At 60.0% G+C, this 2,890-nt stretch carries 2 protein-coding genes; both read left to right on the top strand.

Annotated features, from left to right (window positions below):
- Nucleotides 1-127: 127 nt before the first annotated feature.
- Nucleotides 128-1,387, top strand: a complete 1,260-nt coding sequence (locus tag PMI23_RS27520) for a D-mannose isomerase (RefSeq protein ID WP_007917877.1) — start codon at nucleotides 128-130, stop codon at nucleotides 1,385-1,387.
- Between the two features lie 118 nt (nucleotides 1,388-1,505).
- Nucleotides 1,506-2,807 carry an ABC transporter substrate-binding protein gene (locus PMI23_RS27515; protein ID WP_007917875.1) on the top strand — a complete coding sequence of 434 codons (1,302 nt, stop codon included), beginning with the start codon at nucleotides 1,506-1,508 and terminating at the stop codon, nucleotides 2,805-2,807.
- Nucleotides 2,808-2,890 lie beyond the last annotated feature (83 nt).

Here is a 2,890-nt window from a genome sequence, read left to right as displayed (position 1 = left end):
CGGGAGGGCTGGGGTGAGGGTGGCTCTTTTGTCACGGATCGGTGACAAACCCCGCCCCCTTCGTTACAAGCCCACCCCGACCCGTTGTTTAGACTCCCCGCAGTCATAACAACAAAAAAGGCCCCCCATGGATCTCTTCCAACCCGGCTTCAGCAGTTGGCTGAACGCCCCTGCGCACCAGCAATGGCTCGCCGCCGAAGGCCTGCGTCTGCTGGATTTCGCCAAGGCATCAAAACTGCCCGAAGGCTTCGGCAACCTCGACGAACGCGGCCGCCTGCCAGCGAACGCGCAGGCCGAAACCATGAACACCGCGCGCATGACCCACAGCTTCGCCATGGCCCACATTCAGGGCTTGCCGGGTTTTGCCGAGCTGGTCGATCACGGCATCGCCGCCCTGCGCGGGCCATTGCGTGATGCGTTGCATGGCGGCTGGTTCGCGGTCGCCGAACACCGCGATGACAACACCGGCAAGAACGCCTACCTGCATGCCTTCGTTGCGCTGGCGGCCAGCTCTGCGGTGGTTGCGCAGCGTCCCGGCGCGCAAGCGTTGCTGGATGACGCCATCGATATCATCGACACATATTTCTGGAGCGAGGAAGAGGGCGCCATGCGCGAATTCTTCAATCGTGACTGGAGCGAAGAAGAAGCCTATCGCGGCGCCAACAGCAACATGCACGCGACCGAAGCGTTCCTCGCGCTGGCCGATGTCACTGAAGATCCGCGCTGGCTGGTGCGCGCGCAACGCATCGTCGAGCGGGTGATCCACGGTCACGCTGCCGGCAACGGTTACATGGTCATCGAGCATTTTGACCGCGACTGGCAACCACTGCGTGACTACAACCTCGACAATCCTGCTGACGGTTTCCGCCCCTACGGCACCACGCCGGGTCACGGTTTCGAGTGGGCGCGGCTGTTGCTCCATCTCGAAGCCGCGCGGGTGCAGGCCGGTATGCTCACGCCCGGTTGGCTCGCCACCGATGCGCAAAAACTGTTCGAGAACAATTGCCGCAACGGTTGGGACGTCGATGGTCTGCCAGGCATCGTCTACACCCTCGACTGGGACAACAAAGCGGTAGTGCGCCACCGCTTGCACTGGACCCACGCCGAAGCCAGCGCCGCCGCCAGTGCCTTGCTCAAACGCACCGGAGATGCGCAATACGAAACTTGGTACCGACTGTTCTGGGAATTCTGCGAGACGAATTTCATCGACCGTTGCGACGGCAGTTGGCACCACGAACTCAATCCGCAAAACATCCCAAGTGCCGATATCTGGCCGGGCAAACCCGATCTGTATCATGCCTGGCAAGCGGTGCTGATCCCTCGTCTACCCTTGTCGCCCAGTATGGCGACTGCGCTGGCACAGTTATCCCAGAGCAGTCCTGTGTAACCATGTGGTGACATTTGCGCGTCCCTTCGTTACCTGCGAAGGGAAACGTCCTGTTTAAACTCCTGTGCAGCGCAAGCACCAGACTTGCATGCATAACAACAAGAAAGGTACATCTCAGATGAATGCGATTTCTCGCCTCGCTACTGTCATTTCTGTCGCCTCCCTGTTCCCGCTCGCAATTCTGCCTCTCAGTGTTTCCGCTGCCGAATCCAAAGGTTCGGTCGAAGTCGTGCACTGGTGGACGTCCGGTGGCGAAAAAGCTGCCGTTGATGTGCTCAAGGCCCAAGTCGAAAAAGACGGTTTCACCTGGAAAGACGGCGCTGTCGCCGGTGGTGGCGGTGCGACTGCCATGACCGTGCTGAAAAGCCGCGCAGTCGCTGGCAACCCGCCTGGCGTTGCCCAGATCAAAGGCCCGGACATCCAGGAATGGGCATCCACCGGCCTGCTCGACACCGACGTTTTGAAAGACGTCGCCAAGTCGGAAAAGTGGGACAGCCTGCTCGACAAGAAAGTCTCCGATACCGTGAAGTACGACGGTGATTACGTGGCCGTGCCGGTGAACATTCACCGCGTGAACTGGCTGTGGATCAACCCGGAAGTGTTCAAGAAAGCCGGGATCACCAAGAACCCGACCACCCTCGAAGAATTCTATGCCGCTGGCGACAAGCTCAAGGCTGCGGGCTTCATTCCGCTGGCTCACGGCGGTCAGCCTTGGCAGGACAGCACCGTGTTCGAAGCCGTGGTGCTCTCGGTCATGGGTGTCGATGGTTACAAGAAAGCCTTGGTTGACCTGGACAACGCCGCGCTGACCGGCCCGGAAATGGTCAAGGCGCTGACCGAGCTGAAGAAAGTCGCGACCTACATGGACGCCGACGGCAAAGGTCAGGACTGGAACCTGGAAGCGGCCAAGGTCATCAACGGCAAGGCCGGCATGCAGATCATGGGTGACTGGGCCAAGTCCGAATGGACCGCCGCCAAGAAAGTCGCGGGCAAGGACTACGAGTGCGTAGCTTTCCCGGGCACCGACAAGGCGTTCACCTACAACATCGACTCGCTGGCCGTGTTCAAGCAGAAAGACGCCGGCACTGCGGCCGGTCAGCAGGACATCGCCAAAGTCGTGCTGGGTGAAAACTTCCAGAAAGTCTTCAGCATCAACAAAGGCTCGATCCCGGTTCGCAACGACATGTTGAACAACATGGACAAGCTCGGCTTCGACTCCTGCGCACAGACTGCTGCCAAGGACTTCCTCGCGGACGCCAAGTCCGGCGGCCTGCAACCAAGCATGGCGCACAACATGGCGACCACGCTGGCCGTGCAAGGCGCGTTCTTTGATGTCGTGACCAACTACATCAACGACCCGAAAGCCGACCCGGCCGACACTGCCAAGAAACTCGGCGCTGCGATCAAGTCCGCCAAGTAATGCTTGGCCCCGGTAGGAGTTAGCCTGCTCGCGATAGCAGTTGGTCAGGTAACAGATTTATCAACTGACACACCGCAATCGCG

The organism is Pseudomonas sp. GM24 (assembly GCF_000282235.1).
Lineage (GTDB): Bacteria > Pseudomonadota > Gammaproteobacteria > Pseudomonadales > Pseudomonadaceae > Aquipseudomonas.
The sequence above is the reverse complement of the archived record's forward strand: the minus strand, read 5'-3'. Positions and strand labels throughout refer to the sequence as shown.

Bases quoted from the DNA above. Each gene is read 5' to 3' on its own strand.
- PMI23_RS27520 (WP_007917877.1), top strand. From the start codon at position 128: ATGGATCTCTTCCAACCCGGCTTCAGCAGTTGGCTGAACGCCCCTGCG.
- PMI23_RS27515 (WP_007917875.1), top strand. From the start codon at position 1,506: ATGAATGCGATTTCTCGCCTCGCTACTGTCATTTCTGTCGCCTCCCTG.